This is a genomic window from Koromonas soli, from assembly GCF_059726265.1.
Genome location: NZ_AP040872.1, coordinates 1,161,778 through 1,175,667, shown reverse-complemented (window position 1 = coordinate 1,175,667; position 13,890 = coordinate 1,161,778). Strand labels below are relative to the sequence as shown.

Genomic DNA, 13,890 nt, shown 5'->3' with positions numbered 1-13,890 from the left:
GAGCGCTCGAGCTAAAGCAACGTTCTACCACGCATGGCAGGCGATCTCAATGCGCAAAACACATGTGTGGGCTCAGTGTATTGCTTTAAGAAACTTTGCACGGATTGCGGGTCATATTGCCGGGAGGACAACGCCCCGACATTCACCAAAACCGATGCGAATCGCGCCGGGCCGCTCGCAGTAGGCGCGCATCAGCACCTCATCGCCATCCTCGAGAAAAGTTCGTTGCGCGCCATCTGGAAGTTGGATGGGCTCGGCTCCGCCGCGGGTGATTTCCAACAGGCAGCCACGAGAGATTGGATCGGAACCGGAGATAGTTCCACTGGCAATGAGATCACCGGGTCGCAGATCACATCCATTGGAGGTATGGTGTGCGAACATCTGCGCAAACGTCCAATACATGTCACGAAGGTTGCCGCGACTGATGCAATGCGGCGCGAGATTGCCTTTGCGCATGGCATCTGTCCCCAAACACACTTCCACGGTGAGGTCTATCGCGCCAGTCTGCTGATCATCGGCGTCGGCAAGATAAGGCAAGGGCTTGGGATCACCATTGGAACGCGGCGCAACTATCGTGCGAAACGGCGCGAGAGCTTCAGCCGTGACAATCCATGGCGAGATGGTGGTGGCAAAGCTTTTGGCGAGGAAAGGACCGAGCGGCTGGTATTCCCACGCTTGAATGTCGCGAGCAGACCAGTCATTTACAAGACAAAAACCGAATATGTGGTCGCTCGCCTTCGCGATCGGGATCGGCTCGCCCATCTCGTTTCCGACACCGACCATGGCGCCGACCTCCATCTCGTAATCGAGGCGACGCGAAGGCGCAAACTGCGGTTCCTCGGCAGAAGAAGGCTTCAGTTGACCACGAGGACGGCGTACGTGGGTTCCGCTGATGACGATGCTTGAGGCTCGTCCGTGGTACCCGATGGGAACCCATTTGTAATTGGGCAACAGCGGATTATCGGGGCGAAACAGCGCTCCAACGTTGCTTGCATGATGAATCGAGGCGTAGAAATCAGTGTAGTTGCCGATGCGGACGGGCATGACAAGCGTAATGTCACGCTGAGGGATGAGGCACTCAGCAATTTCGTTGCGACGAGGGTAGTTTGCACTCAGCAAACGAAATAACGTACGCCGCAGGGCGGACCATCGGGCCGCGCCCAATCCCATCAATGCATTCAGGCATGAGTTTTTGCAAACCTCGCACACACTGTCGTCTACCTCATCAAGCAGGCAGCGCTCGGCGACGGCTTCGAGGTTGAGCACTTGATCGCCAATGGCCACACACAGACTGGACTCGACGTTCTGCCCGTTGGTGAAGGCTCCGAATGGGAGATTTTGGAGCGGAAAGTCAACGCCCGCGATGTTGGCCGATTCCACAAACGATCGAGCGTTGGGATCGTGGGTGGCATTGAGTTCATTGTTCATAGCAGGTCTAGCTCGTGCATATCCTGAAAAGGTTCTTCGAATGAGCAGGAACCGAAGCTGAGCGCAAACTGAGCTCGCACGTGGCGCAGTGTATCGACATCGATTCGCACAGGCTCGGCTTCCCCGCTCCAGACAACAGCTTCTTCATCGAATTGCCAGTGTGCGCGGTTTCCATCCACGAGGCAAGCGGACATGGCGCGGTGCGGTATCGAGCGATGCGCGTTGACGGCGGACCAGGCAATCGCTGCAGCGGTGAATAGATTGATGAAGCCGTGCATCTTCCCTTCTCGCGCATTGGGCTCATACGTAAGCGAACGCACGCAGGACATCGGGTGATGAAGTCCCGCGGTAGCTTTGAATGGCACTCCCGTTTCCGCGCAAAGAGAGATGAATTCACTGATCCGCTCCGCAGAGGGGAATGCCTCTTGAACGACGCCTCCGGTGCGAAGCTTTGCATGATCGCCGCGTACGAGGGGAAGCAATTCGGCTGCTTGTTCGGGCGATACCTCGAAGAACACCTCTAATTCGGGTGGCCGGTTGCTGCGAACCAGTTCCACTTCACCCGCACTGGTAACGCGTAGCTCGACCGACTTGATGATCGCACCGGGAGCTTTGCGATTGAACTCGGCAACAGCCGCCAGTTCCGACTCTACGTCGGCGGAGACGATTCCACTCAGTTGCCAAGGATCAGTCGCAACGTTTTCCTGGGCATTCAGGAACTCATCCAGACGCGCAACGGGAAGCACGAAACGTCCGAGCGCCCAGCGCTCAGAGCTGGTGAGATAAGCCGAATAGTTACTGACGGCCGCCATCATGTCGAGCGATGCGGGTGGAAACAATCCCGCATAGTCGATGATGGACGCCAGAAACACGCGCAACGACGCTGCCGTGGTACGCGCTGGAGTTGACATGCGCTAGCTCCGCGGGAAGTTGCGTTTGAGGCTCTGCCAGCATGTGTAGTACTCGTGCTGGAGTTCCGCGGTTTCCATGGCAAAGCGCGTAGGGCGGCAAACAAACCGCGTCTCAAACATGAAGGCCAGCGTGTCATCCAGATATTGCGGCTTGAGTTCCGCGGTAGATGCCTTTTCATAGCTCGTTGCATCCGGCCCATGGCCGCTCATGCAGTTGTGCAAGCTGGCGCCGCCGGGGACAAAACCTTCGGCCTTGGCATCGTATTCACCGCGAACCAGGCCCATGAACTCGTTCATGAAATTGCGATGGAACCAAGGCGGGCGGAATGTGTGCTCGGCAACCATCCATCGCGGAGGAAAGATAGCGAAGTCGCAGTTCGCTGTACCGGGAATCTCCGAGGGTGATGTGAGTACGGTGAAGATCGAGGGATCCGGGTGATCGAAGCTAACGGTGTTGATGACGCAAAAGCGGGCTAGATCATACTTGTAAGGCGCGTAATTGCCATGCCAGGCCACTACGTCGAGAGGCGAATGGTCGTACTCGCTCTCCCACAGATTTCCCTGAAACTTGCAGATGACGCGAACTGGGCGCTCGATGTCTTCAAAGGCAGCGACAGGCGCTTGGAAATCGCGCGCGTTGGCTAGGCCGTTGGCGCCAATGGGGCCAAGATCGGGCAGTCGGAATGTTGCACCGTAATTCTCGCAAATGTAGCCGCGTGCTTCGCCGTCGAGCAGTTCGACGCGAAACTTGATTCCGCGTGGTATTACGGCGATTTCTCCGGGCGTGAGTTCGATGCGCCCTAATTCGGTGTGAATGAGCAGGCGTCCGGCTTGCGTGACAATAAGCATCTCGCCATCGGCGTTGTAGATGTAAACGCCTTCCATGCTCCGGTTGGCAGCGTAAATGTGAATCGCGACTCCGCTGTGCATTCGCAAATCGCCGTTGCCAGCAAGAGTATGCAGGCTGGAGATGAAATCTGTTGGAGCACTTGGGATGGGCACCGGACTCCAGCGCATCTGGTTCGGCGGGGCAGCAACTTCGTCGAATGGAGTCGAGCGCAGCATGCCGTTGCCGATCTGGTGGTATGGCTGGTGCATCACGCTGGGACGGATGCGATAAGCCCACGTGCGGCGATTCTGAGTGCGTGGCATGGTAAAGGGAGTGCCACTGAGTTGCTCGGTATAGAGGCCAAATGGCACCTTCTGCGGCGCATTCTGCCCTTGAGGCAACGCGCCCGGAACAGCTTCAGTAGCGAACTCGTTGCCGAACCCCGATTGATAGCTCAGTGTTGCCTGCTGCGGGCAATTTTGCGCTTTGCTTTCCGGGCTGCTGATCATCACATCGTGTGCCATCGCATCTCCGATCTCGCGATTGTTGTGCTCTTCTCTACAGATTGCCGCGCCGCGCTTGCTCCAACTCGATTGCTTCAAATAGCGCCTTGAAGTTGCCCTTGCCAAATCCCTTGCTGCCCTTGCGCTGAATAATTTCGTAGAACACCGTTGGGCGATCCTCAACAGGCCGAGTGAAGATCTGGAGCAGGTAGCCATCCTGGTCCTTGTCCACCAGAATGCCTAGGCGCTTGATTTCTTCGATAGGCTCGTCCAGAGAGCCGATGCGATCACGCAGCAGGTCGTAGTAGCTGTCAGGCACGCGCAGGAACTGGACGCCATTTCGCTGAAGTTTATCGACCGTGGCGATTACATCCTTCACCTGCAAAGCTATATGTTGCACGCCCGCTCCCTGGTAGGCATCGAGATATTCATCGATCTGGCTGCGGCGGCGGCCCGGGGCAGGCTCGTTGATGGGAAACTTGACCGAATAGGAATCGTCGGACATCACGATGGACATGAGCGCGCTGTATTCGGTCGAGATGTCCTTGTCGTCGAAGCTGATGAAGCGGTGGAAGCCAAAGATCTTCGAATAGAACTCGGCCCAGCGATTCATTTGACCTAACTCGACGTTGCCGACCATGTGGTCAATGCGCAGGATACCGGCATCATCAGCGGCAATCCGCTGCTCGGCAAAACCGGGGAGAAATGGGCCGTTGTACCCACGTCGCGAGATGAGCGAGTGGATCGTGTCGCCATATGTGCGAATGGCGGCGCGCCTCACAGTTCCGAATTCATCTTTCATATCGTGTGGCGCCTCGGCGGCTTCGGCTCCACGCGACAATGCCTGCTCAAACGCAAGATCAGCGTCTCCGACTTCGAGCGCGATGTCGCGAATGCCGTCACCATGGCGCTTGATGTGCTCTGCCGCGGGATGAGACGAAGTGAGCGGGGTGCTCAATACAAAATTGGCCTTGCCTTGGCTCAACAGGTAGGAAGCTACATCGCGGCTGCCCGTCTCCTGCCCCCGATAGGCAACTTGCGAGAATCCGAAGGCGTTGCGGTAAAAGAAAGCAGCCTGCCTCGCATTGCCAACCCAGAACTCCACATGATGAATGCGCTTGATTTGCAGCGGATTTTCCATCGACCCCACCCCGGCGCCGGAGCAGTGTAAAGTTCCCGGCAGCCAAACCATGCCTTTGGATGAAGCGCTGCGAATTGAAGTTGCAGACACCTCACATCGACTCTGTGCGAGGTTCCAATTCAGAGCAAACGGTGTAAACAGCTGGCTTGCAGCATGATGGCTGGCACATGAGACAGACCGTAGCCAACTCGTATATGATTGATTGTGAACACATTAAACAGACTCAGTTCACGTGTCACAAACTATTGTGACTTTGATCCGTTGAAGAAGGATCAAACAGAGTTAGAATAATTTTGGTATTGAAAATGGTTTTCAACTTCATGAAGGTCCACACCGACAAGAACCAGACACTCTGTGACCTCGCCGTGGGCGAGAGCGGAATCCTTGAAGAATTCGACATGCCTCAGAACACTGCCGAGCATTTGATGAATCTCGGTTTTGTGCCTGGCCTGGAAGTACTGGTCGCGCGCAGTGGGCCCGGTGGCAATCCCCGGGTGTACCGTGTGGACGGAACCGAAGTGGCCCTGCGCCGCGATCTCTCGAAACGCATCTGCGTGCGTCCTCTCCGCGATACCGAAACAGAGATGAGGTAAGCAGTGAGTGTTCCAGTATCGCTCCCCGGAACCCTTGCCAATTCGAAAGCGACAGGCACCCCGGTTTACAAATCTGTTGCCGTCGTAGGCCCGCCGAACGCGGGAAAGACAACGCTCTTCAATCGACTTACCGGGCTGCGCCAGCGCGTAGGAAACTTCCCCGGAGTCACGGTCGAGCATCACGCCGGAAGCTTCCGCCTCGCCTCCGGACAAGAAGTCGCGCTAATCGATCTTCCTGGCGTCTATAGCCTCAATCCGAAATCGGAAGATGAGAAGGTCACGATCGAGGTGCTCAATGGCGAAATGCCGGGCACGGATCGTCCAGACGCGATCATTCTCGTTCTTGATTCGAATAACCTGAATCGCCATCTTGTACTGGCCGGGCGTGTGATCGCCCTCGGCCTGCCGACGCTTGTTCTGCTGAATATGGCAGACGAACTTCACAAACAGGGCGGACAAATCGATGTGCTTGCCCTGGCACGGCAACTCGGCACCCCGGTCGCGCTCGTAAGCGCCGCCACCGGCGAGGGGTTGCAGGCGGTTGCGAATTTCCTGGTAGCTGCTCCGCAGACCCCTGAACCGCTGGAGCTTCCGATCTTTGGCGATCCTAAGCATTGCCGCGAATGGGCTGTGCGCATGGGATCTGAAGCGGCCTATCGGCGCGGCGCGACTCCTGAGTGGACCCGCCGACTGGACTCGATCTTCCTGCATAAGTTCTGGGGCGGAGTGATTTTCGCCGTCGTCATCGTAGCGGTGTTTCAGACGATCTTCTCCCTTGGCCAGCCCGCCAGCGATCTGCTGCAAAAGCTGCTGGACAATGTCGGAGTGTGGCTTGGGAGTATCTTGCCTGCCGGTCTGATCAACTCGCTTGTAGTGAATGGCGTCTGGAAGGGCGCAGGATCAGTGCTGGTGTTTCTGCCGCAAATTCTGCTGCTGTTCTTAGTGATCGGCATACTTGAAGACTCGGGATACCTGGCACGCGCAGCGGTAATCTCGGACAAGGTGATGGCGAAAGTAGGATTGAACGGAAAGTCGTTCATTCCCCTGCTCTCTGCTTACGGATGCGCCGTGCCTGCAATCATGGCAACGCGCACCATCGAGAACAAGCGCGATCGCATCGCCACGATTCTGATTGCGCCGTTCATGACCTGCTCCGCAAGACTGCCGGTGTACACCATGGTGATTGCGGCATTTATTCCCAATCGCCCGGTGCTGGGGCCGATGGTGGGCACTCGCGCCATCGCCATGTTGAGCCTGTACGTTCTGGGCTTTGTCATGGCCGTGATCACGGCTAGAGCTCTTAAAAGTTCGATTTTGCGCAGCCGCGACGCGGCATTCGTGATGGAGTTGCCGACCTACCGCTGGCCGATGTGGAAGTCGCTGGGACTTCGCCTGATGGATCGTGCCAAGGCCTTCCTGTTCCGCGCCGGAACGGTCATCCTCGGCGTCAGCATTCTGCTTTGGGCTTTGACGTACCTGCCGATGCACAATGGCCAACCTCCAGCCATTGCCGATAGCGCGATCTCAAAAATCGGCCACTTCATCGAACCGGCGATTCGTCCGCTCGGCTTCAATTGGAAGATCGGCGTGGGCCTGCTCAGTTCGTTTGCCGCACGCGAAGTGATCATCGCCACGATGGGCACCCTGCATGGAGTCGATCCTGAATCGCATGCAATGGCACTGCAGGAAGCCTTGCGAAGCGACCTGAGCCCCGCAGGAGCAATTGCGCTGCTGGTGTTCTTCGCGTTTGCGATGCAGTGCATGTCCACCATGGCAGTAGTGCAGCGCGAAACGAATAGCTGGAAATGGCCGCTGTTGCAGTTCTTGTACATGACGACGGTAGCTTATGTCGCCGCCTTCGTGGCCTACCGCGTCACGCTGCTCTACTGGTACTAGGCTCCCTATTTTCCGGCGGCGAACGTGGCTTCGTTTGCTTGAACCGGCGGTACAGCGGCAAAGGTCGTCATGTAGGGAGTAGAAACCTGCAACATCATCGTGCTTGGCTGCGCTGTCGGCGAGATGCGGAGCCAAACGAGCAGGTGATTCTGGTCTGGGGATTCGATGCGGATTACGCGAATCCCCTTGTGCTTCGTCTTCACCCCAACCACCCTGTCCAAACCACGCCCAGAGAGCCGCAGCATCACCTCGGATCCTGAACGCGGCTCCCATGTGGCGGGCTCGACCTTTTCGACCACAACTGGCTTCGCTTGTGCAAATAGCGATGAACTGAAGAGAAGATAGACGGCGAATCCGACGGAAAGAGCAACCGAACGTAAGCTAAGGGTTGGCATTCTGCTTTCACGCAGCAAGCGCTGCTCGAGCTCTTTTCGGGAGCTCACCCGACGGGCAAACGTTTGTAAGATGCTTTAACTCTGTTTTTTGTTTCCAAGATTCAAGTACTACGAGGCGCGATACCGCCAGGCATAGCCGCACAAAAATGCGAATGCTGTTGAGGTGCATGCCTATTGCCTGAATTGAACCTCCCCTCTCGATTTTCCACATCTTTGCCGCTCAACGGTTTGACGCTACACGACTCGATTGTTACTATCATTTTGCGGGGTGGAGCAGCCTGGTAGCTCGTTGGGCTCATAACCCAAAGGTCGCAAGTTCAAATCTTGCCCCCGCAACCAATCGCTCCATCATAAGATTTGAGAACAAGCTGCTCAGCTCCGAGCAGCTTTTCGATTTGGCCTCGCACACCGCTCAGAGATGGGTGCCCGTCGGTTTCGGAAATCAAGCACTGCTTCCCTTTCTTTTCTACCTGAGGCAAAACACAGATTGCCGTAAGCAAACCCTCCTAATAAATCGCGCCGACAATCAGGCGACAATGTCACCGAAGTCTGCGAATTGACATTCGCGGATTGAGGACCGCTGTGAACCCCAAACCTGACGCCTTTCAGAACGACCACGCAGCTAGCCACAGCTCGAGCGATGCGCTGTCGCACTATGCCGACTATGAGCCGAATCTAGTGCCGCTGACGCATGAGATCTACCATTTGAAACCCGCAACTCGCATAGTGAATGACAGGCGCCATACGCGGATCTCCTGCAAGAACACCCTGGCCGCAGTCGTGACCAAGCACGGGCGCGAGGTCATCGTGAATGTGATGAATCTGAGTCGCGGAGGTGCGTTCATCTCGAGTTTCGAGGCGTTTCGTTTAAACACGGATCTCTCTATTGCGGTGCATTATGTGGAAGGCGGACACAACATCTTTCAGCCCGGCAGAATCGTCCGAGTGCAAAGAAAACCCACCGGAACACTACCCGGTGAATATGCTATCCAGTTCACTGAAGGCGGACACCAGAGCAAGTAGCAAAGCCTGCTCGGATCAACACCGCGCTCGCCCCGGGATTCCCTCGCATGTTTGAGAATCACGAGTTGTAGCCCTCTGTTCGCTGAAAGACGCGAACAGAGACGTATTGCCCATCATCAAAATCCCGCCCCGGAATCCATGTCTCAGGCAACCATTTTGTGCTATTCAGCATTGATAAAGGGATTGGAGATGAGAGATGGCCACTGAGGCAAGCAACCTGGCAGTACCCGAATATCAGATCAGCAAAGTGATCTCTGCATCGGCTGTCGGCACCATGATTGAGTGGTACGACTTCTACATCTTCGGCAGCCTTGCCGCATACCTAGCTCCGAAGTTTTATCCACCCGGAAACGACACATTCGCTTACATCGCATACCTCGCGACATTCGCCGTCGGCTTTGTGGTCCGACCGCTGGGCGCGTTGTTTTTCGGGCGTATCGGCGATCTGGTCGGCCGGAAATACGCCTTCCTGGTAACGCTCAGTATCATGGGCTTCTCCACGGCCGTAGTCGGTATGCTGCCAACCTACGCTACCGCCGGATGGTTCTCTCCAATTGCCCTGATCGCTCTGCGCGTGTTGCAGGGACTCGCGCTTGGTGGCGAATACGGCGGCGCTGCAATTTATGTCGCTGAGCACGTGCCGGATGGAAAACGCGGGTTCTACACCAGTTTCATTCAGATTACGGCGACCCTCGGCCTGTTCATCTCGCTTGGCGTAATTCTGATCACCCAGGGCAGCATGACTGACTTGGCGTTCCGCAACTATGGATGGCGCATTCCCTTCCTGATCTCTCTGGTGCTGGTGGCCATCTCGCTCTACATCCGAATGAAGATGAAAGAGTCACCCATCTTCTCGCAACTCAAGAGCGCGGGAATGACCTCGACAAAGCCGTTGAAGGATGCACTGACTCAGTGGCCTAACGTGAAGCGCGTACTGGTTTCGTTGCTTGGAGCAACGGCCGGACAGGGTGTCGTGTGGTACACAGGCCAGTTCTTCGCGTTGTTCTTCCTTCAGACGATTCTGAAGATGAATCCAAAGAGCGCGAACATTGCAGTTGCGATTGCTCTGCTGCTCGGCATGCCCTTCTTTACCGTGTTCGGAGCGCTCTCCGATCGCATTGGCCGCAAGAAGATCATGATGGCGGGCTGCCTGCTCGCTGTGATCTGCTACATCCCGATCTACCACGGAATGGAACGGGCTGTGGGCAACAACGTAGTAAGCGTTACCTCGGCGAAGGACAAGGTGACAGGTGCAGTCAAGCTAACTCCGCTCACAACGAATGCTGCAGGCAAATTAGTTCCGGCCACCGTCGCACAGAATCCGAACATGCCAGCAATCGTGGGCCTGGTGTTCCTACAGGTATTGTTCGTGTGCATGGTTTACGGACCGATCGCGGCGTACCTGGTGGAGGCGTTTCCGGCGAAGATCAGGTACACCTCATTGTCTCTTCCATACCACTTGGGCAATGGCGTCTTCGGTGGAATGGTGCCTCTGATTGGTCTCTCCACCATCGCGACTACAGGAAACATCTATAGTGGACTGTATTACCCGATGGCAGTAGCAGCCATGACGTTTGTCGTTGGCAGCTTAGCCTTACACGAGTCACATGGTGCCCGTATCTGGGAGGAAGTGGATCGCGTGCCGCTTGCAGCACAATCGGAGTCATCTGGGAAAGTGGCCTAAGCCTTCAAACCCCATCACGGGCTGGACTAGAATCCAGCCCGTAATTGTTTAAGCTTGAGCTCACGGCGTTTGGCGGGGGCTTGCGTCTTCCGAACCATTCCTGACCTGCGTGTCACTACTTCAAATACCTGGGCCATCCACTGTTCCGGCATGTCGTCTTCTGGAACAAAGGTGTCATCATCGATAAAGAACTGCATTGATTCCCTTCTGAGATGAGCAAAGCTGAACTCCGAGCTCTTCCCGTACTCCTATCATCTCGCCCAGAGGAGGCTTTGAGCGAATCCTCGCGCCGCGATTTTGGGGCAGATCCGGCGTAAGTCATGAGGGGCCAAAGGGTAAAAACCCTGCCGGATTTAGGAATCTGGAATAGCAAAGTAGTTCGCCAGGGAATGTTCAAAAGGGGTGCGACTCTGTTCAGGGGCGGTTGTGCCTGAGGTTATCCATAGCCCAGCAGTACTCGATGACGAGGAACGGAATCCACTCGGAGCTGTGCTTAGCCATCAGGATCCAGATGCCGATTGCCAACGCCAGCGTCTCAACGCACCAGAAGATCACGTCAAACATCTCTTCGTGCCGAGATTGCGCTTCATTGTTCGTTATGTAGCTTAAGAATCTCCAGATGGTCGCGCGTTTTTGTGTCTCTGTCTGCAGCATGGCCGAAGCTTAATAGCCTTTAGTAAGTGACACCTGGCAGGAGAGCGACGTCACGCGCTCCCGACACCTTCATGTAATCCGACATGCGCATGAGGTGGACAATGGTGTGCAGCATGTCCTGAAAATGGTAAGTACTGGAAGTCGTGTAGCCGTGGAGCACGCGCGGGCCGATCATTACAAACGCTACGTGCCCACCGCATCCCGAAAGAATTGTTGCTGAACAGGAGCTGTCGGTTACGCTGTCGCCCGACTTTCCCTTCACGCTCCCCTCATCGAAGACGACCATAAGAATGCCATCGCCTCCGGATTGAAAGGTTGGAGTTGCCAGCAGAGGGCCGATGTTCATCTTGAGCCAATTGTCAGCCGCGAGTAGGAGGGATGAGACACTCTGCGTTCCAGTACCATGTGCGTCATGAAGCAAATTGGGAACGATGTAATTGAAGTTGCGAAACGAGTTCGCCTTCACATCAAGAGGAAATTGGCTGAACGGGTACATGTTGCTTTGCAGGACTGACGAGTGCGCCACGTCCGAGTACCAGCGGAACGGATTGTGATGAGCTACATAGTATCCCGTGTCGCCGCCCATATATCCGCGATAGGGCATGCTTTCGAAATATCCGCGCCACGTGCGTCCAGAGTTGGTCATTGCGCGAACAATGTTGTCCCCTGTGACCGCTCCGGCGTACGCGCAGCCGCCGCCAGTGCAGTAGGACGGACTACCAGTCCAAGCCGAGCCTGAGGTGTTGTACAGATAGTCCAGCAGCGAGCCGTGGTAGTTGCCATAGAACTGGAGAGCGTTGCCGTTCTTCGCAGCAAGGCCGCACAGGTACGGCATGCCGGCTGTCGAGCAATTCTTGGCACCGCCAGACGGGAATACCTGCGAAAAGCTCTGGTTCTCCAGCATTACAACAAAGACGTGGTGCGAACTGGGGAAGGTTCCTGGAGTTGTAGCCGCAGGAGCGCTCGAAGCCGTGATGTCTTCTTCCTGTTGCAACGCGTCGGCTGCTTGGAGATTTGTGACGCAAACCAAGCTGAAAGACGAGATAAGGCCCAGGACGATCTGCTTGAAACGCATACACATCTCCTCTGCTCTATCGTTGAACACTTCAGAGGATGAGAATTACGTCAGAGATGTCCACCGAGCGAGCACTTACTGCGATGTACGCATTTGCAGCGCATTCATAACTAAGTCAATCGTTGTAGGATAATTGCATTCGGTTATCTGGAGAGTGTTATGTCATCTGCACTTGCAGGAGTTGAACCACAGGAAATTTGGAAACACTTCGAAGCACTGGCCGCGATTCCTCGCGCTTCCACCAAGGAAGCTGCTGCACGCGCTCACGTACTCAAGCTTGCCTCAAATCTGGGGCTGGAATCCTATGTTGATGAGGCTGGAAATGTAGTCGTTCGCAAGCCTGCCTATCCTGGCCGCGAATCGGCTCCGGTAACGGCTCTGCAGGGCCATCTTGATATGGTCTGCGAAAAAAACGAAGGCACGGAGTTTAACTTCGACACAGACGGAATCCGTATGGTGCGCAAGGACGACTGGCTCTATGCAGACGGCACTACGCTGGGCTCCGACAATGGTGTCGGCGTGGCCGCGGCCCTTGCTGTGATGGAAAGCAAGAACATCAAGCACGGCCCGCTTGAGTTCGTGTTCACAGTTGAAGAAGAAACGACTCTCGGCGGAGCTTCGGCTTTCAAGCCCGGAGTGCTCAAGGCACACTACCTGCTGAATCTCGACAACGAAGAGAAGGGTACATTGTGCATCGGATGCGCAGGTGGCTTGAACACGAGGGCACGCCGCACGCTCGCATTCCAGGCTGCAAAAGGCGATAGCGCATATCGCGTCAAGGTTAGCGGACTGAAGGGCGGCCACTCCGGCGTCGATATTCATCTCGGGCGCGGCAATGCCATACGCATTCTGGGCGGGACTCTGCAATTGCTTACGGAACAATTGCCGGTCGAGGTTGCCGATGTTAAAGGCGGCAGCGCTCACAACGCAATCCCGCGCGAAGCGTCAGCAATCATCGTAACGAACGCTTCCGGCGAATCCAAGCTCAAGTCCATCGTCGCGCAATTTGCCGAAGACGTTCGCGCCGACCTTGGATCCTTCGATCCAGACTTGCAGATCACGGTTGAGAAGGCGGAACGTCCGCAGCAAGTCATCGCCGATGCCGACGCAAAGAAGATTGTGGACCTGATCGCAAGCCTTCATCACGGCGTACTAGCCATGAGCCCCGATGTGCCCGGATTGGTGCAGGATTCGACAAACGTCGCGACCGTCGGAGTAAAAGATGGTGTGGTGGAGATCGTTACCAGCCAGCGCTCTGCGATTGAAGGCAGCAAGAACATTGCAAAGCGCCTGGTTGCCACATCCTGCAAGCTAGCCGGCTTTGAAGTTGAGCATGCGGCCAGCTATCCCGGCTGGAAGCCCGAGCCGAATAGCGACATCGTCCGCAAATCAAAGGCCGTGTACGAAGAGATGTACGGCACCTCACCCAATCTGATTGCTATGCACGCGGGACTCGAAACCGGAGTGCTGGGCGTCAACTACCCGGAGATGCAGATGATCTCTTTTGGGCCGCAGATCGAGCATCCACACAGCCCTGCCGAACGGGTTCAGATTTCATCGGTCGCTGAATTCTGGAAATACCTTACGGCGGTACTGGAAAAGCTGTAGCCATCCACTCTATTCGGGAGCGCCCGTCAATAGCGGGCGCTCTTTCGTGTACTTTGTTGACAACAGACACTTTCGTTTCCTATATTCAATCCAGTTCACATCAAAAGTGAATACCCTTCTGCTGATCCGGCTTAACAGCGCAAACTGTTG

At 55.8% G+C, this 13,890-nt stretch carries 13 protein-coding genes and 1 tRNA gene; 6 read left to right on the top strand and 8 right to left on the bottom strand.

The window, feature by feature from the left end:
* Nucleotides 1-111: 111 nt before the first annotated feature.
* The 4 genes from fahA to hppD are packed head-to-tail and all read right to left on the bottom strand — an operon-like array spanning nt 112 to nt 4,812.
* On the bottom strand, nt 112-1,428 hold the full coding sequence (fahA, locus tag AC6IY8_RS05115; RefSeq protein ID WP_497777626.1) for a fumarylacetoacetase: 1,317 nt from the start codon (nt 1,426-1,428) through the stop codon (nt 112-114).
* On the bottom strand, nt 1,425-2,339 hold the full coding sequence (locus tag AC6IY8_RS05110) for a hypothetical protein (RefSeq protein WP_497777625.1): 915 nt from the start codon (nt 2,337-2,339) through the stop codon (nt 1,425-1,427). The genes fahA and AC6IY8_RS05110 overlap by 4 nt, the downstream gene beginning before the upstream one ends.
* Nucleotides 2,340-2,342: 3 nt before the next feature.
* Nucleotides 2,343-3,692, bottom strand: a complete 1,350-nt coding sequence (gene hmgA / locus AC6IY8_RS05105) for a homogentisate 1,2-dioxygenase (protein WP_497777624.1) — start codon at nt 3,690-3,692, stop codon at nt 2,343-2,345.
* Nucleotides 3,693-3,726: 34 nt separating this feature from the next.
* On the bottom strand, nt 3,727-4,812 hold the full coding sequence (gene hppD / locus AC6IY8_RS05100) for a 4-hydroxyphenylpyruvate dioxygenase (RefSeq protein WP_497777623.1): 1,086 nt from the start codon (nt 4,810-4,812) through the stop codon (nt 3,727-3,729).
* Between the two features lie 305 nt (nt 4,813-5,117).
* Here hppD and AC6IY8_RS05095 point away from each other — a divergent pair, with 305 nt between their 5' ends.
* Together AC6IY8_RS05095 and feoB are read left to right on the top strand one after the other, a co-directional pair.
* Nucleotides 5,118-5,405 carry a FeoA family protein gene (locus tag AC6IY8_RS05095; RefSeq protein ID WP_497778606.1) on the top strand — a complete coding sequence of 96 codons (288 nt, stop codon included), beginning with the start codon at nt 5,118-5,120 and terminating at the stop codon, nt 5,403-5,405.
* Nucleotides 5,406-5,408: 3 nt separating this feature from the next.
* Nucleotides 5,409-7,301, top strand: coding sequence for a ferrous iron transport protein B (gene feoB / locus AC6IY8_RS05090; RefSeq protein ID WP_497777622.1), 1,893 nt, complete (start codon nt 5,409-5,411; stop codon nt 7,299-7,301).
* 5 nt (nt 7,302-7,306) lie between these two features.
* On the opposite strand, the gene AC6IY8_RS05085 is transcribed toward feoB, so the two are convergent.
* Entirely contained in the window at nt 7,307-7,696 is a 390-nt protein-coding gene (locus tag AC6IY8_RS05085; RefSeq protein WP_497777621.1) for a hypothetical protein, read from the bottom strand.
* A gap of 262 nt (nt 7,697-7,958) precedes the next feature.
* On the opposite strand from AC6IY8_RS05085, the gene AC6IY8_RS05080 reads away from it, so the two are divergent.
* From AC6IY8_RS05080 to AC6IY8_RS05070, 3 genes are all read left to right on the top strand, one after another.
* Nucleotides 7,959-8,035, top strand: a tRNA-Met gene (locus AC6IY8_RS05080).
* A 243-nt stretch (nt 8,036-8,278) separates the two neighbouring features.
* On the top strand, nt 8,279-8,719 hold the full coding sequence (locus AC6IY8_RS05075; protein WP_497777620.1) for a PilZ domain-containing protein: 441 nt from the start codon (nt 8,279-8,281) through the stop codon (nt 8,717-8,719).
* Between the two features lie 196 nt (nt 8,720-8,915).
* On the top strand, nt 8,916-10,403 hold the full coding sequence (locus tag AC6IY8_RS05070) for an MFS transporter (RefSeq protein WP_497777619.1): 1,488 nt from the start codon (nt 8,916-8,918) through the stop codon (nt 10,401-10,403).
* Nucleotides 10,404-10,429: 26 nt separating this feature from the next.
* On the opposite strand, the gene AC6IY8_RS05065 is transcribed toward AC6IY8_RS05070, so the two are convergent.
* The 3 genes from AC6IY8_RS05065 to AC6IY8_RS05055 form a co-directional block, all read right to left on the bottom strand.
* Nucleotides 10,430-10,600 carry a hypothetical protein gene (locus AC6IY8_RS05065; protein WP_497777618.1) on the bottom strand — a complete coding sequence of 57 codons (171 nt, stop codon included), beginning with the start codon at nt 10,598-10,600 and terminating at the stop codon, nt 10,430-10,432.
* A gap of 217 nt (nt 10,601-10,817) precedes the next feature.
* Complete coding sequence (locus AC6IY8_RS05060) at nt 10,818-11,057, bottom strand: hypothetical protein (protein ID WP_497777617.1); 240 nt, start codon at nt 11,055-11,057, stop codon at nt 10,818-10,820.
* A 19-nt stretch (nt 11,058-11,076) separates the two neighbouring features.
* Nucleotides 11,077-12,132, bottom strand: a complete 1,056-nt coding sequence (locus AC6IY8_RS05055; RefSeq protein ID WP_497777616.1) for an alkaline phosphatase family protein — start codon at nt 12,130-12,132, stop codon at nt 11,077-11,079.
* Nucleotides 12,133-12,291: 159 nt separating this feature from the next.
* On the opposite strand from AC6IY8_RS05055, the gene AC6IY8_RS05050 reads away from it, so the two are divergent.
* Nucleotides 12,292-13,740, top strand: a complete 1,449-nt coding sequence (locus tag AC6IY8_RS05050) for an aminoacyl-histidine dipeptidase (protein WP_497777615.1) — start codon at nt 12,292-12,294, stop codon at nt 13,738-13,740.
* The last annotated feature ends 150 nt before the right edge of the window (nt 13,741-13,890 follow it).